Here is a 23,951-nt window from a genome sequence, read left to right as displayed (position 1 = left end):
AGAGAAGGGAGATATTTATCTCGTTCCCTGTCTCTGACAGGGAATGCTGTCAAGAGGCTCTGCCTCGGTTATAATGAGTTGAGGTAGAACCTCAAGATTGGCATTCCCAGCTAGAGGACAGGAATGAGAAATATAGATTAAATGAACCACGAAGGAGCGAAGAACACGAAGGAAGAAGAAAGAAGAAAGAAGAAGTTAGTCTTACGCTGGGAAGGGAGTATTCTATTGGTCTGGGTTATCATCTGGGTTCTTCTGTGCATATTTGAAGTTAGCCCAAGTTTGTGGTTTACTCTCTTGTTTTTCGGCGGTATCTCCTAAACTTAATTGTTTGAATTTTTCCCGAATTGTCGCAACATCACCTTCTAATGCTGCTTGTCTTAAATCCCGTTTTAAATGGGCATTTGCGATCGCTTGTTCTGGTGAACGGGAACTTGTATCAAAGCATTTTTCTAGGCTTTCGTAGATACCCACACGGCGAGTTTTTTTCTTAAATTGTCTTTCTGTATCTAATAGTCTAGCCATTAATTCTAAATACATTCCGTCATTATCACAAATTTCTTCTAATATTTCCCATTCATCGCTACCAAGTATGCTTTGATCTGCACCAGGACGAGGATCTTTAAATACTTCTCCTGTGACTTCTTCATATATTCGGGGTAAACTATCATCAAATTCGTGTCTTTCTTCTAACCATATTCGGCGAATTTCACTCAATTCTTCTATAGTAAGTAGAGTGATGTCGCGCATATTTTCTGGTGCTGTTTGACGGATTTGCTTTTCAACTGTTAGCAACTTTCTTAACCAATCTTCCCGCGCTTCTTTAAGATATGGACCAGGAATAGGTTCAATAGATACTTCACCTTCTAAATTACGCTCATACAGTTGTACACCTCCACGTCTACGGCGAAAATCTCTTCGGTCACGATTTTCTTCTAAATCTAATTCTTTGCGAAAATCTAATAATGGTTGCATCCATTCTTTTTCTTCATCATTTTGAATCATTGCTGTTAATGATTTATCTTGACTAACAAGGGTACAAACCCAGCAACCAAAACGAGAACTTCCACAACTAGGAGTAGTTGTATCAACAACTAAAGGACATTCATTATCAGCAGATGCACCTCGATAAATAGCAAATAATTCTTTATTACTGTATTTCCAAGGATTTTCCCATTGCATTAAATAAATCCATACATCATCATTTTCCCAATCTTCAATAGGACTATAAACCAAAGAGTTTGGTAAATTCATGTTAGGACTTAAATGATCTCTTACTCGCTGGGCTTCTAATTTTTTCATTCTATGGGCGCGTTTTAAACTTTCAGCTTTGCGCGTTCCCAATACAACAATTGCTTCTCCATTGTTACGAATAACATCACGAATAAAGCGATTAGAAGGATTAATTTTCAGACGTTCTGTACACCAACGAAATTTCCCTCTTGGGGCTGGATAACCTTTACCAATTAAACCTACCCAGAATGTTTCTTTAAAATCTGGTCTTAATAAATGGGGTTCAAATGGTAATCCTTGCGTTTGCGACTCCAGTTTCATTTGTTCTAACGAATTACGTACCCAAGCCGCAATAATAGGATTTTCTACCAGTGTATCCGTAGTAATGACATATATTTTTTTTGTTCGCTTTTCGGGTGGGAGTTCAGCGATCGCATTCCACACAAGTTGTAAAGTAGCAGTGCTGTCTTTTCCGCCCGAATAGCCTACTACCCAAGGTATTTGATCTAAACAATACAATTCTTGAATTTCTGTAGTCAGAGCTTGAATATCTTCAATTAACTCTGCTACAGCAGAGCTTTGCTGATTTTTATTTTCTGGTTGTTGTGTTGTATTCATTGTTGTTATTCCTTAAGTAAACACACATTTTTATCAATTTATTTGTTACTCTATTTAATTAACGAGCGCCTTTGAGAGCAAAATTCGTCGGCACACAAACAGAGTCCGCACGGGCGGACTCTAATGATTTTATTTGTATGATATATAACTAAATACATAACCACGACCTACAGTTGGTTTTGGTTAGGGAATCAATTTTTAACTATAACATTTTTTAAGCTTTTTTAAAAAATAAATTATTATACCGAATGTTTTAAACAGGATAAGCTATTTTATGTAGTCTAGTTTTCAAAAAATCACATGAATGATAGTACAAATACACTAAATAATCAACTCGCTAACGAGTATTTAGAACGAGAAAATCAGGATAAACAGGTATTAGCTTTACTGCTAGACAGGTTTTTAGAGAAAAAAGACCAAATTCTTGTCCAAAAGACAGAAATGGGTGGTACTGAGGCTTATGTAGGTTCTGTGACATTAGAATGGTTTGCGGGACGCGTACATTTTGCGTCTGGTTTACCCCTGCTGCAAAAAAAGTACAACCCAGAGACAGAGAATATTGAAATTGATGCTGATAGTATTGATGACATTCAGCAACGCCCTGTTGACTGGTCGCGTCAAGCACCGTTAGTACAGTATTTAGCAGCGAGGAAAAATCATAAATTTCCGGCTGTACTGGTAGTAATTAATCAACCTTGGGTAGATAACCCCAAAGCAGCGGAGTGGGATAGTCAAGGACGGGCTAAAAAGGCGACTACTGATTTTATACCTTTAGATAAAGATGGTAAAGTCGGTTTACTGAATATTTCTGAAGACAATGTGACAATTTATGCTTTAGATGGTCAGCATAGATTAATGGGTGTCCAAGGTTTAATGGAGTTAATTAAATCTGGTAAACTGCAACGTTATAAAAAGGATAAAACTGCTGACGAAAGTTTTATTACTCTATCTGATTTGATTGATAAATATCAAGTAGAACCTGCTTATTTACAAAATTTATCTAAAGAAAAAATTGGCATTGAATTTATTTGTGCTGTGAATACTGGGGAAACTCATGCAGAAGCAAAACGACGGGTAAGATCAATTTTTGTTCATGTAAATTTGATGGCTGCACCTTTAACTAAAGGTCAGTTAGCACAATTAAATGAAGATGATGGTTTTGCTATTGTAGCGCGAAAAATTGCCGTTACACATCCACTTTTAGAACAAAAACCTAATCGCAATCCCCGTGTTAATTGGAATAGTGCCACAGTAGCCGCTAATTCTACAGTTTTGACTACCCTGCAAGCTTTACAAGATATGTCTGAAAGGTATTTGGGGCAAAAGTTCCCCCACTGGAAACCTTTGGAAAAAGGGTTAATTCCCATGCGTCCAGAAAATGAAGAAATTCAGGAAGGAATTGCCGATTTTAGACTACTTTTTGATAATTTAGCTAATCTTCCCAGTTATAAAATATTGGAACACGAAGATACAACAGTTTTGCGGCGCTTCCATTTTGAAAAAGACGGAGGTGAGGGAAATATGTTATTTCGTCCAGTTTCTCAAGTTGCTTTAGCGCAAGCTTTGGGAACTTTGGTATTTAAAAAAGATTTTGCTTTGACGGATATTTTTAAGAAGTTGGAGAAATTTGACCGTCAAGGGGGTTTTAGTAGTATGGAATATCCTCAATCTTTATGGTATGGGGTTTTATATGACCCCAATAAAAAGCGGGTACAAATAGCAGGAAAAGATTTAGCTGTGAAGTTATTCATTTATATGTTGGGAGGAATGACTGAAAAAATGGAAGTTACTGCTTTACGTAAAGCTTTAGCTAATGCTAGGACGACAGAAGAACAAACTATAGGTTTTGATGGAAAGTTGGTCAAACCCCAGGATGTAGGACTTCCAGTTATACTGAGTTAGACAAGTTAGCGAGTAATATCACTCTGTGGTTTTCACGGATGCTCAATACCACCGATGTTGTTTACTATGTTCTTTGACATCGCTAAGTGTATCAACATTTATATGACTCAATTGAACGAAGAGAACAACAACGATATTACTCCTGAAGTAAAAGCTCAGTTTAGCTCATTTATAGAGCCATTCTTTTCTAAATACCATCGTGAACGCTGTTATCCAGGTTTGATTCTCCGTCACGGTAAGCGAAAAATGCTACAAATTAATATACCACCTGGAGATTTTCCTGCACTTTTAGTCGTCAAACCTGCTACTGAGAATGATCCTGATTCAGGTAGACAACGCCCAGAAGTACCAGGTCATGCTGATGAGATCAAAAATTATATTATCGAGAAAGCGCAAAAAGGAAAACCTTGGATTTTAGGTACACTGACAGCAAATGTAGCTCTGGGAAAAATAAATATTCTCGAATTTGGTAGAGGTATTTGTTTAGTTGTAATTCCCCGTGGAGTAAAGTTAGAGATTACAGACGGTCAACATCGTAAGAGTGCTATTCAAAAATTGATCGAAGGTGATGGAAGTGAATTGATTAGTGATGATGATTTTCCAATTACATTGGTTTTAGAAGAAGATATTGAACAATGTAAAAAAGATTTTCTAGACATGGCTCAAACTAGAAAATTAGATAAAGCATTGCTGTTATCATTTGGTGTCTCTGAGGGACGTACTGGTATTACTAAAAAATTGGTAGAACAAGTACACATCTTTCATAATAAGACAGATAAGGTTAATGATAATCCAAGTGCTACGAAGGGATTTATTTACACAAATAACTACATAGCGAGGGCTGTAAGTTGTGCTTTTACTAATAATCCTGAAGCTGAACTTAGCGACTATGATGTAGCTATATCATCTAATTCTCTCTCTAATTGTCTCAATGAGTTTTTCTATGAATGTAGCAATACTAGATATATTTCTGTAAAAAAAGCAGAAGATTTGACTGTTGTTGAGATCAGGAAATTTAAGGATGAATGTCTATTGGGTGTCAGTGTTGGTCTGGAAGTTTTGGCTAGATTACTACATTTAACTTACAACAAAGACAGCAATTATTTTGATGAAACAAAAGTTTCCCAACTCGCACGGATAGGTTGGACAAGGGATAATTCAATTTGGGAAAATACTTTAATTAGAATAGATCCTAACCCAAAAAATCCGAATAAGCGTTATAAACTATCTACAGGTGCAAATGCAGTAACGGATGCAGTTAAAAAGATTAAATACGAATTAGGATGGACAGACAACTCTTCATATTAAAGATACCCTAACTCAACTGAGGAATTTAGTTAAATCAAATTCCTCTTCTTCATTTGGATGATTTGTTCTTTCATAACCGAGAAATAATAAAATTCGTTCAGAATAATCTACCGCACCTCTTAACTCATTTTGTAATATTTCTAGTCCACCATTAGCGTATTCTTCAAAAATTCCATTGCGTTGTTTTTCGTATTCTTCCTCATAAGGAGATAAAATTACAATATCGTGAGTTTCGGTAATTCCCAATAATTTAATTAACATATCATGTCCCATCGTAGCGAAATATTCTAACCTAATTGGTGCTGGTTCACGTTTAGAAATTTCCCCCAAAGGAACACGCTTTTTATACTTTACACCCAAAGCAGCAGCAAAAACAATCACATCAGCGAAAGTCTGAAAAGGACCAGTTCCCCCATCAGCAGAAGTTAAACTTTTCACCAACTCAGCTTTATCCTTAGCAACCCTGATTCTACCAGTTTCCGCCATAATTATAAAATATATACCCTTAACATCATAAACCAAACCTAACCTACTAATACCACAAACTCGCGCTCCTCTCCGCGCCTCTGCGACTGTGCGTGATAAAAAAATCCATCAGATTCACGCAAAATATCTTTGAAACCTTCTTTCCTTCCTGTCCTTCGCTTCTATCCCTTCGGGACGCTACGCGAACGTGGTTCATTCCTTCATAACTTGCGCGAAACAAAAAATCAAAAAACATCCTCATAAACCAGAGAAAGAGGAAACGTAAAATCAACACTAACTAAATGTACATTATCACCCTCAACAAAAGGATGTAACTCCCATAAACCCCTATCATTTAAGCGAAAACAATCCAAACCGATTTTATCAGCACTAATTAAAACATATTCTTGCAAAGATTCAATCCGTCTATACTGCTGAAACTTTCCCCCCCTATCATAAGCTTCCGTACTCGGAGAAAGCACCTCAACAATTAAGCAAGGAAATTGAATAAACTTAATAGCTTGTTTATCCCGTTCATCAGAACTTACCATGACATCAGGATAATGAAACAGACCATTTTCCGATATACCCACTTTAGCATCTGCCATAAAAGGACGACATTTACCCCCACGCAAATGATTTTTTAACCCAGAAGCCAAATTTAAAGCAATAGTAGTATGGGGAATAGTTCCCCCAGTCATAGCAAAAACTTCACCATTGATATATTCATATTTAATATCTTGCTGTTCCTCCCACTCCAAATACTCCAGAGGACTCATATAACTTTTCTCAAAATTAACAACCATTTCTTTCTTCCTTTGCGCCTTTGCGCCTTTGCGTGAGATATATTAATTTCGTTCAACCTCAACAATTTCAGTATATTCAAAACCATTCAAACTCTGTCGCACCAAAGCATATCTTTCTCTCCCCAACTCAATAAAATCCTGTTCACAATTAGGCTTAGAAGAATAATAAACCAAAACATATTCCTTCCCAATCTTATCAGCAATTTCCTCCTCAACCTCAACCCGCCACTGAGTCTTAGTCACCAACACAACCAACTGATTTGCTAACTTAGGAATAGTTCGCGCAATGTGACGACGAGAATTAGCATCTAAACTCCCAAAAGGAGAATCCATAACAATAGGAAAAGTGCTACTATCAGGAACCATCATCATTTTCCGCTTCTCACTCCAGTCACGCACCTTATCAATAATACTAGCGATAAAAGATAAACTGAGAATTTGATTTTCTCCCGTAGAAGCTGCGACTGGTGCTTCAAATCCCGTCGTATTTTCCACCAAACTCAACTCATACTTTTCGCTAATTTTGGGAACATAAGGAGTAAAAGAAATATCTGAGAAAATTTCCTGTACTCGCTGTTCCAATTGGAGACGAAACTGATTTTCTTGACGGTTTTTAACTTCCGATAATCTGTCGATTGCATCTTGAGTAGCATTAATGCGACGCTGTGCTAAAGATTGTTTTTCCTCATTTTGTTTTTGCTTAGATATTTGTTTTATCAAAGCATCAATAGCTGTTTTTAGATGAGAAACTTCCTGTTGATTTGCACCTTGTTCTCGATTTAAGTCATCAATTTTAGCTTCAATTTCATCAAGACGTTTTTGTAAACTACTAATTTCCTCATTGGGATCTTTTCGGAGTTGTTCTTGAATAGTTGCTAATTCCAATTCAACTTGATTAAGATTTTCTCGTAACTGTTGAATTCGTACTTGTTCCCTGTCCGCTTCTTCCCAAAAAGCAACTGCTTGTTTATCAATTTCATCAACTTGCGCGCTCATTCTAATTGCGGTTTCTTCTACAGTCGAAGAACCAGATTTTCTCATTAAATTCTTGACATGAAAATGGGTGTGAGTTCCTTCCCTTAAATCTGCACCACAAATACAACGTCCAGTATTGAGTAAATCATTGATAAATTCCCGCGAAATTCCCGCAGTTAATTCACCTTTTTGTTTTAAATCTGTAAATATTTCCCGAAACTTAGCGGTAGTTTCCGATAACAGAACAGTATAACCCCGTGCGGAAATAACCTTTTTCAAATTCTCCCGTGTTTTTTTCAACTCTTCCCGCAAACTATCTTTTTGAGATTCTAAACTTTGCTTTCTTTCCTGTAATTCTTTAACAGCAGTCAATTCTCGTAACTTATTACTAACTTCCTTTTTAAAAATTTGCTGACATTCCAACTCTTGATTTATTTCCGTTTGACGTTTATTAATATTGTCAATTTCCAGTTCTTGCTTTCCTTGCTGATTCAACAACTGTTTAGTTTCCGCGTCACCAATATGTTTTAACTCAGTTTCTAAACTCTTTTTAGCATCTTTCAAGTGTTTAATCGAAAGTTCAATAACTTCCACACCCAAAAAAGTTCTAATGGCTTCAGAAATTTCCGCTTTATTATCAGAACGGACAATTTCTTCAATCCGTTCACCGTCAAAGAAAAAATATTGATGTAAACTTGCTGGTAAAATCTGAGTAATAATTTCCTCAGCTTGTTGAAGAGGAAAATACCATTTTCCATCATCTCCAGCAACTTGAATTTTCAACTGAGTTTTCCCAGCTTCAATCACATCACTTTCATTTTTGTAAACCCGACAACCACGAGTAGCGCGATAACGATTACCTTCATGTTCCCAACCAACTTCCACCCAACATTCCACAGGTTGACTAGGTTGAGATTCTGAAATTGCGCGTTTATTTACTAACTGTTCCGTTGACGCAAAAGCCGCACTAAATTTTTCATATAAAACCCAAGTAAACGCATTCAAAATACTAGTTTTACCTGCACCATTACTACCATAAATCATCGTAGTATTGCGAACATCTCCACCAGCCAAAGTTATCTCTGGAGTTTTCCCATAAAAAGAACGAAAATTACATAATTTAATCGAAGTTAGCTTCATTGCACCGCTTCCTTCACAATAGTGAGAATATCATCATTAATATGACCCTTACTCTTTCTATCTAATCGGCTTTTCTCCAACCTCCATACCTTCTCAATAATTTGCTTCACCTCCGGTGGTGCGCTGGTAATTGGTTCTTGAACATCTTCAATATTTGCTTCTGGTATCATTTCAAAACAGCAATAGATTTATTTTCTATTTTAACCAGTTCTGATACTATAGATATAACCCACGCAAAAATTCTCTAAAACCTTTATTCCTTCGGGACAGAATAACAATCATCCATATTTATCTGTGTTTATCTGCGTTTATCTGCGTTTATCTGCGTTCAATTATTTCAAAAATCTTAATTTGCTATCATTCCTATGTAATTACAAGTATAAATTGATATTTAAGTAAAAAAATTTTCTTTTTTTAAAGTTTTGGGGGTTGACTTGCGCCGCTAGGGGTGATATTTTGATAATGGGAATGTGTGCCTCAATAAAAATTTTATCACCACTCCATTATATTAATATAGCACATCGCCGGCGATGTTGCAAGCCAAACCCCGAAAAAAAAAATTTCGCGCCAAACGTAAAACTGAGAAATTGTGTAGAATTGCTAGGTGTAACGTTGAAGCTAGATAATGGATTTTAATCTGCAAGCGCCTTTTGTCCCGACCGGTGATCAACCACAAGCGATCGCACAACTTTCTGCTAGTATTCAAACAGGAAATCATTATCAAACATTACTGGGTGCGACAGGAACCGGTAAAACATTTTCCATAGCCGCAGTCATTGAAAAAGTCGGTAGGCCTACCTTAGTATTAGCCCATAATAAGACATTAGCCGCCCAGTTGTGTAACGAACTGCGGGAGTTTTTTCCTCATAATGCAGTTGAGTATTTTGTCAGTTATTACGATTACTATCAACCGGAAGCATATCTACCTGTTACTGATACTTATATAGAAAAAACATCAGCGATTAATGAAGAAATAGATATGTTACGACATTCCGCCACCCGTTCCTTATTTGAACGCAAAGATGTGATTGTTGTGGCTTCAATTAGTTGTATTTACGGTTTAGGAATGCCGGCGGAATACCTGAAAGCCGCAATTCGATTACAATTGGGAATGGAAATTGATCCGCGTCAAGTTTTACGGGATTTAACAGCAGTTCAATATACTCGCAATGACATCGAAATGGGGAGAGGGAAATTCCGAGTTCGGGGTGATGTTTTAGAAATTTCTCCTGCTTACGAAGATAGAATTATTAGAGTGGAATTTTTTGGTGATGAAATTGATGCAATTAGATATGTAGATCCTGTTAGCGGGGAAATTCTCCACAGTTTAGAAGCGGTAAATATCTATCCTGCGCGTCACTTTGTTACCCCCAAAGAAAGAGTAGAAATAGCTTGTGAAGATATAGCCACCGAATTAAAACAGCAACAATTAACATTAGAATCAATGGGTAAATTAGTGGAAGCACAACGCATTGATCAACGCACCCGTTATGATTTGGAAATGTTACGAGAAGTGGGATATTGCAACGGCGTAGAAAATTATTCCCGTCATTTAGCAGGTAGACAAGCAGGAGAACCACCAGAATGTTTAATTGATTATTTTCCCAAAGATTGGTTATTAGTGATAGATGAATCTCATGTTACCGTTCCCCAAATTCGCGGAATGTATAATGGAGACCAAGCAAGAAAAAAAGTATTAATAGATCATGGTTTTCGGCTTCCCAGTGCTGCGGATAATCGTCCTTTGCAAGCCGAAGAATTTTGGCAAAAAGTCAATCAATGTATTTTCGTTTCTGCAACTCCAGGAAATTGGGAATTGGAAATTTCGGAAGAGAATATTATTGAACAAGTAATTAGACCGACGGGAGTAATTGACCCAGAAATATTTGTGCGTCCCACGGAAGGACAAATTGATGATTTATTAGGAGAAATAAAAGATCGAGTTGACCGTCAAGAAAGAACGTTAATTACTACATTAACTAAACGCATGGCGGAAGATTTGACGGAATATTTAGCAGAGAGGGGAATTAAAATCAGATATTTACATTCAGAAATTAATTCTATTCAACGGATTGAGATTTTACAAGATTTGCGAAATGGTGTTTTTGATGTGTTAGTCGGTGTCAATTTATTGCGGGAAGGTTTGGATTTACCCGAAGTTTCGTTAGTTGCAATTATGGACGCAGATAAGGAAGGATTTTTGCGGACTGAACGTTCTCTAATTCAAACTATCGGCCGCGCAGCCCGTCACATTAGAGGAAAGGCAATTTTATATGCTGATAAATTAACAGGGAGTATGATTAAAGCCATTGATGAAACTGATAGAAGAAGAGGAATTCAAACGGCTTATAATAAATTGCATGGAATTACACCGCAACCGATTATTAAAAAACAAACTAATTCAATTTTATCATTTTTAGATGCCTCTCGTCGTTTAAATGCAACTGATTTAAAAATGGTTGATGAACATTTAGATGAATTATCGGTGGAAGATATTCCAGAGTTAATTACAATTTTAGAAAAACAGATGAAGGAAGCAGCGAAGAAGATGGAATTTGAGGAAGCTGGAAAATTGCGCGATCGCATTAAGCATCTTCGAGATAAAATGTTAGGACGTTAGAAAGCTGGAAAATTGCGCGTTAGCCTTGCGCTGCGTCAGCAATCGCATTAAGCATTTGCGAGATAAAATGTTAGGACGTTAGAAAGCTGGAAAATTGCGCGTTAGCCTTGCGCTGCGTCAGCGATCGCATTAAACATCTGCGAGATAAAATGTTAGGAAGATAACATAAATGTATAATTAACGCCTTACTAACTTCTTTTGCATAGCAGCATCTTGAATAACATATTTATTGCTAGTAAACACCTGAATACCTGGAACAACACTATAATCCATATCATCAGTAATAATCTTAACTGTTCCTGCTCCTGCTTTGCTAATAGCTTCAAGCATCAGCAAATCATAACCATCAACTGCTTGAGTGGTAAATCGGTTAATAGCAGCATCAGTTGTTGCGTCATCTACTGTTAAATCAATAGGAATTGCAATTTTTTTGATTCGTCGCCAAGTAAACTGAACTTCAGCGACTACATTAGCTCTTTCTGTTGGATAATCATGACGGTATTTCTTAAAGTGTAAATATCCATTAGATTGAACATAAATATCATATTCTGTTTTCTCAATAATATGAGCAAGTTCAGCTAAAGTGAGTCCAGAATAAGTAAGAGTAGCTCCATTTTGGCGTGTTTTGTTGATATAGTTGGGATAATCTGTAATTTGGTAACGTTTAGCCGTAAATGCAGCATTTGTATAAGTTTGCCAAAACCAGATGTTGGTATCTACAAAGAAAATGTCACTTTGCTGTGGGGTATCAGTTTTGATATCTATGATATCAGCTTGAATAATCGCCATACTTCAAAAACTTGCAGCCATATCTGTTATCACCGTATCCACAGCATTACGATATTTTTCATCAGAGTAATAACGTTTAGCTCTAGTCATTACGTGATTAATAACATCCCATCCATCAGCATTGAGAGAAGTAAATTCAAGCAATTGATTCAACTTCTCAGATGGGATATCTTTTAACAATTGACCAAATGCAAAATTCACAAATGGAGATGCAAAAACCTTCACTCCTGCAAAATCTAACTCCACAGTTTCATCAGTTAGTAAACATGGATGAATCTGATCATATAACTTTTGTCCACCATCAGGAGTGATGGCATACTCGCCAACTATATCGTAAACTTTATACATCATGTCCTTATCTCCCTCTCTCTAAAGCTTCAGCTTCTTGAGTTTAGGAACTTCTGAAGCTAAACAGTAGTATTTTTCATCACATCGAAAAGCTATATTGACTAGCGTTCCCGAAAAGTTAGTACAAACGTTTTCGTATTTAACTCCATTATCTCCTATATTGACATAGCTGTCATTACTGAAAATCATCAGAGTTCCATGATTTTTTTGGACAAATTCTTGTAGTATGTGTAAGCCTTCACCCTGTCGGACACCTTGCTGCTTTGTGCTATTTACCGGCTCAAATGCCCATTTTAAAGCCTCAATAGATGTCATTGCTGCATTTTCAGGTAAAGTACGAACACTATTAGAAATACCAATCCCAAAGTCAACCACCGTTAACTGAAGAGTACCTGAAGTAGTGTAATGTTGACCGCAGCTAAATACACCTATGGGAGAATTGCTATGTTCAAAGGCATTAAAGTATATTTCTACAACTTTACCTGCGATAGCTACGCTAACCGCAGGTATCGCATTCTGTAATCCAGGACTGATATTAACCCAACCTTTCCCTAACCATTTATATCCTAAGTAGTCAGCTATGGCTATAGGGTCGTGTTGAGTATCACTTCGATAAGGTACGGAGTTACCATCCCAAGGTTTCTGATTGTAGCCAAAATCATAGAGGAACCCATTTTGAGCCAAATTCATCCGAATTTTGTCTATAAGTGTATTCCAGTGAAAAATGACATTTCCACCCCTGTATGCAAATAGGCGAACTATTCCCCCTAAAAAGGTAACACCGATGTGTCCAAGGAATTCGCAATAGTGGAAATCAATTATCAGTTCCAAGCAGTATTCAGGGAGTTGCAATATCTCATACCAGTCTTTTAAAAGCATCTCTACATGACGCGGATAGTCTTTTATTGTATCCACATACAGAACGGGTGGTTGATTTTTGGTAATTACTAATGACAAAACAACTCCAAATAATTATGATTCTCTATAATTTTGACAATTAGAGCCAATAATACTAGATTTCATAACCTCATTGGTTATTTTTAGCTAGATTAGTATATTTTTATTCTTCGCATTAAACATCTGCGAGATAAAATGTTAGGACGTTAATATATAATATATGGTATTTGTTGTTTAACGAACCACAGAGGCACAGAGGACACGGAGGAGGAGGGGATGTTTTTATTTTATTTAGGATTTCTGTATATTAGCATTACAGTAATAGTGTCGTGATTATTCTGTGATTTTTCCTCTAGTCAATTTAATTTGTCCCCGCTTGTTTTTACTATCAAGACGTTTTCTTTGAGAACTGCGACTTGGTTTTGTCCGTTTGCGTTTTCGAGGTAACACAGATACACTTTTAATCAGTTCTTGAAGTCGTCTGAAAGCTTCCTCTTTGTTCTGTTCTTGACTGCGATATTCCTGCGCTTTAATAACCACAACTCCCTCAAGGGTAATGCGATGATCTTTCAACTTCAAAAGCCGTTCCTTATAGATTTCTGGTAACGAAGAAGCCCCAATATCAAAGCGCAAATGAATAGCAGTAGCAACCTTGTTAACATTTTGACCACCTGCACCCTGGGAACGAATTGCACTAATTTCAATATCGCTATCAGGAATAATTACTGTCTGGGAAATTTCTATCATTGCTTATATGCACTAATTCATATCCATAATAGTAAATTATAACATACAGCAGTTTTCATATACAGCGATTTCCAATCATATAAGGTACATCCTAGCCCCCTCATCGCTTGCGGGGAGGGGTTCTTGTTCCAGGTTTGATGACAATTTGCTGTAACTGTAAACAATTATCAACTACCAGCAAGAACAACAAAAAAGAGGAAGTTTTTACTTCCTCGGAGATAAGCGGTGGGGTGTAAAGAAAAAATAACCACCTAATAATTGTTCACAATACTAAATAGACAGCACTTCTAGCCAGATCAAGAGTAAAAATCTTATTATCGTAGAAACTCAATGGGCCACGATATGCTGTTTGCAAATTATTTATACCATCATAAACAGTCGTTAAAGCAACATCACGTCCACCCAAGAAAGGTAAAGGTATAATACCAGTACCTAAAATTTGTTGTATTTGCCCTGAATTTAAGTCATCCAAAAATATCTTTTCCTGCAAGTCAGAAATTATGATTGTAGCCATGATCTTATTTCCCTATTAAACAGTGAACAGTTTTGGTAAATGTGACAAAATCGCCCTTGAATATGCGGAAATAATTAACGATTTACCCAAGCATTAACTGTCCGAGCATAATCTATCGTATTAAATTTATTATCATGAAAGCTACCGGCTCCTTCATAAGTTGTTGAGATGGTATTTACACCATCATAAACAGTGGTTACAAAAACATTAGGACTTAGCCCTAGAGGGGGATAAAACCCTCCTAAACCTCTTCCTAATAAAACATACAATTCTGGTGGCATTAAATCATCAATAAAGGTTAATAAATGACTAGGATATAGGTCATTTATCACTATTTTCTTCATTGTCTTACCCTCTCATCTTTAGTAATTTCAACTATTTCATTCTGACATTTTTCTCTTAAAAATAATCAAAAAGTTGCATATTAAAGCCTTTAAAAAAAGACATAACTTATTAAATTATGTCTTTGATACTAATTTTATTTAAAGCTCTAAACCACTCTTTTGCAACTTCTTGAATGGATCTAAGATAAAGTCAATAACATGACGCTGACGAATGATTACTTCCGCACTTGCTGTTTGTCCAGAGGTAATAGGAATCCGTTTGTTACCGACTTGAATATAAGGATTTTCTAAAGCGATATCTAATTCATAAGTTTCTATGCGGTTAGAACTATTTTCTTGAACTCTAGAGTTAGGTGAAATCCAACTAATACGTCCTGACACAATTCCGTATTCTTGGAAAGGATAAGCATCAAATTTAATTTTGACTGGCATTCCTGCCTTGACAAAACCACTATTTTGACTAGGCATACGTGCCTTCAGGATCAAGGGAGCATTTTCGGGAGCAATTTGAGCAATCATTTGTCCTACTTGGACAACAGAACCAGATTTTTTAATAGGTAATTCAAAAATTATTCCATCAATAGGAGAACGGATAGTTCGCTGTTTTAGTTGTAAATTTAAGGCTGTAATCTGTCCTTTTGTCTGCATCATTTCTGATTTAAGGGAAATGATTTGATTTTGAATGTCTTTAAACTGTTCTTGACTTTTTAATAAAATTAATTCTCCGCCTTTTAGAGAACTTTTATAACTACTTTCTTCTTCTTGTAACCGTAGTTTTGCCTGTTCAATATCTGATCTAACTTGATTCATTAGTGACTGATAACGACTGACTTCCTCCTTTAGTTTTAACTTTGCTGTTTGCAGATTAAATTTTGCTTCTTCTTGAGAACGTTGACTTTCTTCAGCAATTTTTTCTAATTCTATTATTTTAGTTTGAGCAATTATTCCTTCCTTTAATAGCAGACGATAACGTTGAACTTCCGAAATATCTCGACGTAAGCGACTTGTAGCTAATCTGTAGTTAGTTTGATTAGATTGTATATTCTGTTTTGCCTGATCAATTTGAGCTAATTTTTCCAAATCTTGGAAATTATAAGCACTTTTTTTAGTCTCAAATGTTTGTTTAGCTTGATTAAGTTGAGCAATTTTTTCTAATGATTGAGATTGGTTTTGCTGACGTTGAATATTAATTGACATTAAGACTTGATTTTTTAATATCTCTAGTTGAGATTGGCGATTAATCAACCCCTCTAATTTAGATTGTGCTTGTTGAATTTCTGTTTGTAAAACATCAGATTCCATTGCTAATAAAACTTGTCCAGCTTTAACAGTTGCTCCTTCTTTAACATTGACATTAACAACACTACCAGTTACCGCACTATCTAATTTTTGTGTTGCTCCTTTGGGTTCTATTCTCCCACTAGCATTACCTGTTTCATCAACTTTAGTTAACATTGCCCAAGGCAAAATAATGGTAGCAAAACTAACTAGTAAATACAACATGGAACGAGTCCATGCTTTTGGTAAAGCATCTAATAATTCCTCTGTGCCATAAAACCAATCCTTGGCTTTATCTAATATCTGGATTTGCTGGTTTGTTATTACAGCAGTAGATTCAGGTTGATGCTGCGGCTTTATAGTAGTAGTTGGTTGGGTGTAAACTGACTGTGGCATAAATAATTAGAGAATTTTGGTTATATATCCCCGACTTCTTCAAGAAGTCGGGGATATGGTGAAAATTAATTTTTTTGTGCTAATTGTTGTTGATTAAGATAGAAATAATGTCCTCTTTTGGCGATTAATTGTTCATGTGTACCGCTTTCTACTAAAACACCACGATCTAAGACTAAAATTAGATCAGCATGACGAACTGTGGAAAGACGGTGAGCAATGATTACACTTGTACGTCCTTGCAAGATTTTTTTAAGGTTGTTCTGAATAATCCGTTCTGATTCAGCATCCAGGTGACTCGTGGCTTCATCTAATATTAAAAGTCGGGGATTTCCTAATAATGCGCGGGCAATTGCTAACCGTTGGCGTTGTCCTCCAGATAACATTCCTCCCCCTTCACCAATTTGAGTTTCATAACCCATTGGCATCCTTTTAATAAACTCATCTGCACCTGCAAGTCTGGCTGCTTCTATAATCTCTTCTAAAGAGGCTTCTGGATGAGCAATTGTGATATTTTCCCGAATTGTTCCTCCAAATAAAAAGGTATCTTGATCAACAACTCCAATTTGCGATCGCAAGGAATGTAAGGAAATACTAGTAACATCTTGATTGTCAATCAGAACTCTTCCATCTGTCGCTAGATATAAACCCAAAATCAACTTAGAAAGTGTTGTTTTTCCAGAACCACTGCGACCAACAACTGCTACAGTTTGTTCTGGCAAGATTTCAAAACTGAGATTTTCTAAAATATTAATCTCACTTTCAGGATGATAGCGAAAGGTAACATTATTAAAACTAATTTTCCCCATTAATCTTGGTAGAAATTGCCGAGGTTTATGTTCTAAATCTTCCTCTGGTTGTGCTTCTAAGACATCATTAATTCGTTCTGTGGCGACAATTACTTCCTGTAACTGATTCCACAAAATAATTAATCTTTGGAAAGGCTGAATAATATTGCCTAATAACATATTAAAGGCAACTAATTGACCAATGGTAAGTTGATTTTGAATAACCAACCAAGCTCCAAACCATAATAATCCTGTACTTGCCAAAGATTGAATAGTAGAACTAACTAATTGCAGTTGATTACCAATTACTTGACCACTAAAGTTCTTTTTGATTAAATTATTTAGCAATTCTTCCCAATGCCAACGCACCGTTTGTTCAATAGCCATTGAGCGAATCGAAGAAATGCCAGTCAAGCTTTGAATTAAATAACTATTTTCCAGTGTTCCTGCTGTAAATACCTCCCGACTAATCCGCCGCAAAAATGGTGTAGCAAAGAATGTTAAAATCACAAATGGCGGCACAATTGCTAATGTCATTAATGCCATTGGTGGACTATACCAAAACATTAATCCCACATAAATAAAGACTGTTAGTAAATCCAATCCAATGGAAAGAGCTTCACCAGTTAAAAAACGTTGAATTTTTTGATTTTCTTGGACACGGGAAACAATATCCCCGACATAACGAGATTCAAAAAATGCCAGCGGTAGACTAAATGTATGTTTAATAAAACCTACCATCAAGGCGATACTAATGCGGTTGGCTGTATGATCTAGTAAATATTGTCTTAAGCCATTAATGGCAACCCGAAACAAGCCGAAAATTAACAATCCAAACCCGACAGTATTTAAAGTTAAAACACTGCCTTGAACAATGACTCTATCTAATAGGAGTTGAGTAAATAAAGGCGTGATTAATCCAAATATCTGAATTAAGACCGAAGCCAGAAATACTTCTAGGAGAACTTGAAAATGAGGTTTAACTAAATCCAATAACTGCCAAAATGGCGTGTTAGCTTCTGGCGTTTTTTTGAGGGAAGCTGTAGGTTGTAATAGTAAAGCGTAACCAGTCCAACCTGTGAGAAATTCCTTGGTAGTCAGCCGACGTTGACCAATGGCAGGATCGGCAATAATTACCTGTTTTTTGGTAATTTCATAGACAACAATGTAATGTTTACCTTGCCAATGAGCGATCGCTGGTAAAGGTTGTTGAGCAAATTTATCCAAACTGGCTTTTACCGGACGGGTAGCAAAACCAAGGCTTTCCGCCGCTGCACTCAAACTCCGCATAGATGCACCACTCCGGCTAATATTAGCCAGATCCCGCAGCCGATTAATACTTAGGTTTTTCCCCCAATAACGACCAATCATAACTAAGCAAGCAGCACCACAATCCGCAGCACTTTGTTGTTCAAAAAATGGGTAGCGTTTAGTAAATTTCCGCCACCAATTGCCAGCAATAACAGTAGGAATAGGAAAATATTGAGAGCGTTTCTTTGTTGATGTTGGTGGGGGAACAATTGGTTGAGAGAAATTAACAACTTTGCCATTTCTTGGCAATTCAACAATCGGCATATCTGGAGACTTAGGAGTGTTAATTAACTCTGCTTTATTCAGCAAGAAATTATAAACACGAGGAAATTCTCCCATAACCTTTTTCACCGTTTTTTCGGGAAGATAGGCAACCTTTAAATTCACAGAAGCTCTAGCAACATAACTGCTAAAATCTTGGTCTGGAAATAAAGTTAACTCCCCAAATGATGATCCTGGCGTGAGAGTATTAATTAAATTGTTGGAGCTATCAAGCAATCTTACCTTACCCGACAGCACAATATAAATTCCCGGATTGGCTGTAGTCGCTTGCCAAAATTGCTTTGCTACAGGTGGCTCAATAATTTCTAAAGCCTGGATACAATCTGTAACTACTTGATCTGATAATCCATCACCCAAGACTTGCTTAATATATGTAGCTAATTGTTCCTGAGAAAACGCTGATAGCACTTCCTAACCTCCAAAACACTATTATTTATTGGTCTGCATGAGATTAAATGACCAATGAAAACTAGGTTCAGGTAGAGAATGCAAATCACTAATTTTAATTGCTAAATCCTGATTTTCAGTAGTTATCAATGGGGAACTTTTGCGTTTAGTAGACAGTCCCATTTGTTTAAGGAGGCGATTAATATGGCGATCGCTAATTTGAATTCCCAACTCCTTCGCCAAATGTTTACTCAACCATTGAGCCGTCCAATCACCGAAAGCATAGCCATATTCACGGGGACTACAATTAACTAATTCCTTTAATCTTTCAATATATTCATCATTAACAATCTTTGGTCTACCCAATGGTCGCTGATTCCATTTATGCGCCATCCCCGCCTCAGCAATACCGATCCAGTATCTCGCCATCTCCTGAGAACAACCAATCATTTCACAAATATGAGTTTGCGACTTTCCCATATCTGCTAACAACATAATCTCAATTCGTCGCCGATATTCTGGTTGCGAATTATTTTGTAAATTTTTTAGCAACACCTTTCGCTGAAAAGGTGTTAAAAACTTACTTTCATAATTATCGTAAATATTCACAACCTGATCTTGATGAGAATAAGATGACATAATTCTTACCAGTTGCTTTCTACTTTCAAATTCGGGCAAATTCATCTATTACATCTATTCCTAAAATCCAGATGCAAAAACTTTCACAGATATGCAATATTTAATCTGTAGGATGTTTCCTGAATATTCATTTAATTTTCAATATCTATGTAACAGGCATAGCTGTTGTGTCCCCCCAATAAACAGCATTGTCTGGCAAAACACCCATAAACAAACTCCCAAGATTTAGCTTGCTAATGCCAAAAATCTACATAGGGAATGATATTACCCCTAATTGAGATGGGAGTCTATTGATAAACACTGGTATTTCAGTTAATTAATTGATGCAGTTATAACTAACTAACAATTACGTAACTTTTCAAAAATTGTAGCCTCACACTAAATAAACTTAAGCAGGATGTAATCTATCTCTTACACTATCCTAAAAATAGAAAACTCTCATCAGCAAACTTTCTTAAATATGAAATTGTTTGTCTGATAGCATGGCGTTAGTCATTTAGTTTAGATAAAAAAGTGACAAAGCTTTAGTTCTTATCTTTAAATTCTGCTACATCTTCTTCTAAAATTTATATAAAAAATAAAATCTTCATCTAAACTTCATGAAGACTTTATAGAAAATTCATATTAACTTAAAGTTGTTGACACTCTCCGGTCTAAAGACGCGGAGATTCTATAGAGAGTTTCAGTCTATATCCCTCAGTTATCCCACAAAATTGGGTAATTTATTTTTTGGTGTTCCCTTAATAGCCATTACGGGTTGGGGTAAATAAATTTTTCTTCTTCCTTCTTCCTTCTTCCTTCGCGCTCTTTGCGGCCTAATGCCTACGGCACGCTCCGCGAACGTGGCTCATTTCTTCTTTATCCGTCAAAATTTATTTGACAGACTACTAGGATTAAGTTCTAGTGAAATCAGTAGAGGCGCATTGATATCGCCATTAAGATTATTTATTTGGTTTTAAGAATCCCCGTCTCTTTAGAGAGCGGGGAGTGTCAACGTTATATCAATTGCCAGTTGACATAACAGTAAAAATTTGTAAGTAAGAGCATGATTTGACCATAATCTTTCCCTTTCCTTATCTACCTTAATAACTAAAGTTAGCCAAACCTTAGTTACAGAAAATTTGGTAGTAGAAGTTATCTAGCCATATCAATTTTATTAGGGTAATCCACCACCCCAATTGAAAAGCATTCAGACTTCTTAGGAAAAAGAACCACCTTTAGTTATGGTTCATCAGTCTTAATGAAGAATTTATTTAATTAATCAGGAACTGAATGCCAAAACAATCAGACCCTATCTTTCATATGCAGACGCAAACAGTTTTTTGGGAAAACCGCAATTAGTCTGCTATTTCATGTGCAACCGCAAACAGTTTTTGGGAAAAATGCAATTAGTCTGCCATGAATCTTTGTTTAGGTTGCTATTTCTAATCTATAGGATGTTATCAGTGTGTATTTGCCATTCTGGCAGATTTTTACAACGAAGTCAGTAATTGCAGTTACTCACATTGCCGATCAACTGATCTGAGTAACAAGCAATTACGAGATTATCAGCAACTATGCCGACTTTTTTTCTCTACCGTTGGCGCGTGATTCAGCATGATGCTTACCTCCCACTTCCATATAGGCTATATCCTTAATCTTACTTAAACAGTTAGATGCCAGATTACCTTCGGATCTTTTCTCTGTGGTGGAGTTAGCAATTTTTAGAGTTTCATTATTTTGGGAATTGGAGCGACTCATACGAGCATTTTCTTTGAGAATGCGGTTATAAGTCCGATAAGGGATATAGTGCATTGGATTATAGCCCACGAATCGTAACATTAAAACACAAGCCCAAGAATACTTCCCTGCCAAAATCGCTTCAACTACTTGGTCTAACTGTTCGGGATGGATTTTTGGTTCTAAGTTGTTACCACTGCCAGCAATATCTTGATTCATCATCTTAGTTATTTTTGAATTGAGTAAATAAATTAGTCCAGTTTCTGCAAATGCGATGGTCTTCAGCCAAATTGCTGTTGCGGGAATGACCAGAACCTATAAATAATCAATTGGTGGCAGATGTGGAAAATAGTAACAACTTGTTGCAAAAATACGGTAATTGCCAACACGGATACCTGGATAGAACGGATTTTAGAAAACTGCATCTCTAAAACTACCCGTTGAACTGAGCTAAAAAACGCATTTGACCTGATGATTTTTTTCATAACCTGACCTGTGATTGAAAACCTGATTGTTTTTAATCAAGCCTCTGTACTACTGTGCTTACCGTGTATACCCTGATTTTCTAGGCAGTTTTACAGTTTTCAATTAGTAATATCTATAGCTCACTCCAGATAATATGTATTAATTGCGTCTGGGCTTCAGATTTATACTTACTAATGAATCAAAGGTAAAAATTTACCAAATTTTCTGATTTCTACCGAGAGGAATTGAGTTTGACGTAGCTTTTCGTAGATGCCGTTGTTTACTGTTGAAACTTCCAAGTGGAAATTTTTGGCTTCACCCTAGTTACTGCTGTATAACTTCTTACCATTGATTCTGCCGCTTTTGCTGTAAAAGCTGACAATTGCACCAGTGGAATCAGGAAAACCATTAATTTCTCAATTTCAAAAGCCACATTTTTATTTATACTATTTTTTGTCGCTAATGTCATCTGCCAAGGTGGCAAGATTTAAGTTAAATTTACTGAACTTATCTAGATATTTACTTATGTCTTGTGCAAGTTTGGGTTTTGTCCCCACTTGGCAAAAAATGAGGGGTGTTACCCCCCACTTTAATCTCAATGGCAGATGTTATCATTGTCATACAAGACGAAAACACCACTAATATGGTCTACCTAAGCTCTTAGTATATAAATAGTTTGAATGAACAGTCATATCCAAATAAATTAAATTTTTATCGAAGAAATAAATGCTTAAATTTACATTTAATTCAGGCAAAGTGCTTGCATAGTAAGGATTTTATGAATTTATGATTTTTATGAATAGATACAAATATCAATTAATAAATAATTCAAAAATTAGTAAAGTATTTTTTTGTTAATAATCTAATATTGCTAACTAATTAATTTTATCAAGATAGTTATTTTTGGATAAAGAAGACATCCAGCTAGATGTGGATAACAAAAACCGTATCACCATGAACATTTAACTATTATCTTATTTGGTTACTCATAGCTATTTATTTATTAGGCATTATTACCATCAACTGGAATTAGTAATCTGCTAATTATATGTATACAATTTATTGCTATAAGTAAGATTACAGGATGTTCATTCAGCTAATTCGGTAGGAATAACTATCATTATTTATTATCAATGGCTGCCGATTCTTTTGGGTAAAGCCGATACTTCGGTATTGAGTCAGGATTGAGTCCCTATGGCTAAGTAATTCTTAATAAATTAAATCGGCTAAAATTTCCAGATGTGAACTGCTGCTATTCAGGGTTGAGCAGGAATTACCAACTCGGATTTTCTGGATAACTTTCCCAAGAATTTCTGATGTAATTGCTTGACAGATAAAAATGAGGAGGTTATAGTGTAACTCCCAAGCTGTTTAAGCTGTTAAACAACAGGTGTATTTTTTCAAGCGATAGCGTTCGCGGAGCGTCCCGGAGGGAACTAGTGCTGCTGCAAGCAGTTCGCTCTGAATCAAAATCTTTGAATATTTGCGAACTAACTGGGAACTTATCGCCAATACTGCCAGTCACAGATACCAACAACCGCGTTTGAACCTGACCAACCTGACTAAATAGCTTGATAAAGCTCCTGCTGTCCTTGCTTTATTCAACTATCCTGCAACTGCTGATATTTTTACACAATTGGAGTTTACTGATAAATTCTCATCTGTCGTCAACTAGATTGGGGAATTCTTTGGTGTAGGTAATTTCAATCTTTTAATCTACCATAGCCCTAAATCAATTAGGGAATTGGTGATTGTCTTTACTGTGTCTGGGAAAAAAGTTACTTGAAGTGATTACCGTTTTAACGTGCTATCATTGCCACAGCCTCTACCCAACATTCGTGATACAATCAAATTGTCACTAAAGACATAAAAAGCTACCGGGGGACTCTCGGAAAGTTACGCTTGTCAGTTCGGCTTCGCTCACCGCAAGCAGATATGATTTCGCCCGCCAGGGCCAACGAAATCAGGGCAAGAACCCAAATATTT

Annotated in this window: 19 protein-coding genes; 3 read left to right on the top strand and 16 right to left on the bottom strand. The window is 36.3% G+C overall.

Annotation, left to right across the window (positions count from 1 at the left end):
- Window positions 1-222 precede the first annotated feature (222 nt).
- The gene (gene dndC / locus AA650_RS20425) at window positions 223-1,848 is read right to left on the bottom strand and encodes a DNA phosphorothioation system sulfurtransferase DndC (protein ID WP_053540435.1); all 1,626 of its coding nucleotides are present in this window, start codon (window positions 1,846-1,848) and stop codon (window positions 223-225) included.
- 300 nt (window positions 1,849-2,148) lie between these two features.
- Here dndC and AA650_RS20420 point away from each other — a divergent pair, with 300 nt between their 5' ends.
- Complete coding sequence (locus AA650_RS20420; protein ID WP_039202166.1) at window positions 2,149-3,750, top strand: DGQHR domain-containing protein; 1,602 nt, start codon at window positions 2,149-2,151, stop codon at window positions 3,748-3,750.
- 102 nt (window positions 3,751-3,852) lie between these two features.
- Window positions 3,853-5,058, top strand: a complete 1,206-nt coding sequence (locus AA650_RS20415; RefSeq protein WP_053540434.1) for a DNA sulfur modification protein DndB — start codon at window positions 3,853-3,855, stop codon at window positions 5,056-5,058.
- Window positions 5,059-5,070: 12 nt separating this feature from the next.
- On the opposite strand, the gene AA650_RS20410 is transcribed toward AA650_RS20415, so the two are convergent.
- From AA650_RS20410 to AA650_RS28240, 4 genes are all read right to left on the bottom strand, one after another.
- Window positions 5,071-5,544, bottom strand: a complete 474-nt coding sequence (locus AA650_RS20410) for a DNA phosphorothioation-associated protein 4 (RefSeq protein ID WP_053540433.1) — start codon at window positions 5,542-5,544, stop codon at window positions 5,071-5,073.
- 224 nt (window positions 5,545-5,768) lie between these two features.
- Window positions 5,769-6,329, bottom strand: coding sequence for a Uma2 family endonuclease (locus tag AA650_RS20405; protein ID WP_053540432.1), 561 nt, complete (start codon window positions 6,327-6,329; stop codon window positions 5,769-5,771).
- 42 nt (window positions 6,330-6,371) lie between these two features.
- Window positions 6,372-8,444, bottom strand: coding sequence for an AAA family ATPase (locus AA650_RS20400; protein WP_053540431.1), 2,073 nt, complete (start codon window positions 8,442-8,444; stop codon window positions 6,372-6,374).
- A complete protein-coding gene (locus AA650_RS28240) occupies window positions 8,441-8,614 on the bottom strand; it encodes a hypothetical protein (protein ID WP_015079891.1) in 174 nt (57 codons plus the stop codon). Before AA650_RS28240 ends, AA650_RS20400 begins: the two co-directional genes overlap by 4 nt.
- A gap of 452 nt (window positions 8,615-9,066) precedes the next feature.
- On the opposite strand from AA650_RS28240, the gene uvrB reads away from it, so the two are divergent.
- Complete coding sequence (uvrB, locus tag AA650_RS20395; RefSeq protein WP_041457899.1) at window positions 9,067-11,064, top strand: excinuclease ABC subunit UvrB; 1,998 nt, start codon at window positions 9,067-9,069, stop codon at window positions 11,062-11,064.
- A gap of 177 nt (window positions 11,065-11,241) precedes the next feature.
- Here uvrB and AA650_RS20390 read toward each other — a convergent pair whose 3' ends face one another.
- The 11 genes from AA650_RS20390 to AA650_RS20340 all read right to left on the bottom strand — a co-directional run bounded on the left by AA650_RS20390 (window position 11,242) and on the right by AA650_RS20340 (window position 22,449).
- Complete coding sequence (locus tag AA650_RS20390; RefSeq protein ID WP_053540430.1) at window positions 11,242-11,853, bottom strand: hypothetical protein; 612 nt, start codon at window positions 11,851-11,853, stop codon at window positions 11,242-11,244.
- A 3-nt stretch (window positions 11,854-11,856) separates the two neighbouring features.
- Window positions 11,857-12,201, bottom strand: coding sequence for an STAS-like domain-containing protein (locus AA650_RS20385; protein ID WP_335337391.1), 345 nt, complete (start codon window positions 12,199-12,201; stop codon window positions 11,857-11,859).
- A 21-nt stretch (window positions 12,202-12,222) separates the two neighbouring features.
- Window positions 12,223-13,158, bottom strand: a complete 936-nt coding sequence (locus AA650_RS20380) for a hypothetical protein (RefSeq protein WP_199924308.1) — start codon at window positions 13,156-13,158, stop codon at window positions 12,223-12,225.
- 273 nt (window positions 13,159-13,431) lie between these two features.
- Window positions 13,432-13,845: an alternative ribosome rescue aminoacyl-tRNA hydrolase ArfB gene (gene arfB, locus AA650_RS20375; protein ID WP_039200708.1), complete on the bottom strand. Its 414-nt coding sequence runs from the start codon at window positions 13,843-13,845 to the stop codon at window positions 13,432-13,434.
- Window positions 13,846-14,107: 262 nt separating this feature from the next.
- Entirely contained in the window at window positions 14,108-14,359 is a 252-nt protein-coding gene (locus AA650_RS20370) for a hypothetical protein (protein ID WP_053540429.1), read from the bottom strand.
- A 74-nt stretch (window positions 14,360-14,433) separates the two neighbouring features.
- On the bottom strand, window positions 14,434-14,703 hold the full coding sequence (locus tag AA650_RS20365; protein ID WP_027404600.1) for a hypothetical protein: 270 nt from the start codon (window positions 14,701-14,703) through the stop codon (window positions 14,434-14,436).
- Window positions 14,704-14,841: 138 nt separating this feature from the next.
- A complete protein-coding gene (locus AA650_RS20360) occupies window positions 14,842-16,377 on the bottom strand; it encodes an HlyD family efflux transporter periplasmic adaptor subunit (protein ID WP_053540428.1) in 1,536 nt (511 codons plus the stop codon).
- Window positions 16,378-16,442: 65 nt separating this feature from the next.
- Window positions 16,443-19,163: a peptidase domain-containing ABC transporter gene (locus AA650_RS20355; RefSeq protein ID WP_053540427.1), complete on the bottom strand. Its 2,721-nt coding sequence runs from the start codon at window positions 19,161-19,163 to the stop codon at window positions 16,443-16,445.
- Window positions 19,164-19,184: 21 nt separating this feature from the next.
- Window positions 19,185-19,781 (bottom strand): helix-turn-helix domain-containing protein, encoded by a 597-nt coding sequence (locus AA650_RS20350; RefSeq protein ID WP_027404603.1) that lies wholly within the window; start codon window positions 19,779-19,781, stop codon window positions 19,185-19,187.
- Window positions 19,782-21,335: 1,554 nt separating this feature from the next.
- Window positions 21,336-21,722: a HetP family heterocyst commitment protein gene (locus AA650_RS20345; protein WP_233455432.1), complete on the bottom strand. Its 387-nt coding sequence runs from the start codon at window positions 21,720-21,722 to the stop codon at window positions 21,336-21,338.
- Between the two features lie 523 nt (window positions 21,723-22,245).
- Window positions 22,246-22,449: a hypothetical protein gene (locus tag AA650_RS20340; RefSeq protein WP_152540518.1), complete on the bottom strand. Its 204-nt coding sequence runs from the start codon at window positions 22,447-22,449 to the stop codon at window positions 22,246-22,248.
- Between the last annotated feature and the right edge of the window lie 1,502 nt (window positions 22,450-23,951).

The sequence above is a fragment of the Anabaena sp. WA102 genome, from assembly GCF_001277295.1.
Taxonomy (GTDB): domain Bacteria; phylum Cyanobacteriota; class Cyanobacteriia; order Cyanobacteriales; family Nostocaceae; genus Dolichospermum; species Dolichospermum heterosporum.
This window is presented reverse-complemented; position numbering and strand designations above follow the sequence as displayed.